The following is a 328-nucleotide window of genomic DNA, read 5'->3' on the forward strand; positions in this document are numbered from 1 at the left end:
TGGCCTTCACCACCTGGGACGGCATCGGCTTCGACTCCATCACCTGGGTCGGCCTGGACAACTTCAAGGAGCTGTTCACCAACAACCCGCAGTTCTGGCCGGCCGTCCAGCACAACGTCGTCTGGTTCGTCGTCCTGATCCTGATCCCGACGCCGCTCGGCCTGTTCCTCGCCGTGCAGCTCGACAAGAAGATCCGCTTCAGCCGCGTCTACCAGACCGCGTTCTTCCTCCCGGTCGTCGTGTCGATGGCCGTCATCGGCTTCGTCTGGCAGCTCGTCTACAACCCCGACACCGGCCTGATCAACAGCCTCATCGGCGCGAACGAGCC

At 63.4% G+C, this 328-nt stretch carries 1 protein-coding gene; it reads left to right on the plus strand.

What is annotated here, in order from left to right; genetic code table 11:
* Positions 1-328: carbohydrate ABC transporter permease (locus tag ALMP_RS41375; RefSeq protein WP_264937185.1), on the plus strand; the 328-nt coding region annotated here is incomplete at both ends.

Origin of the sequence: Streptomyces sp. A012304, from assembly GCF_026008495.1 — a bacterium.
GTDB lineage: Bacteria > Actinomycetota > Actinomycetes > Streptomycetales > Streptomycetaceae > Streptomyces.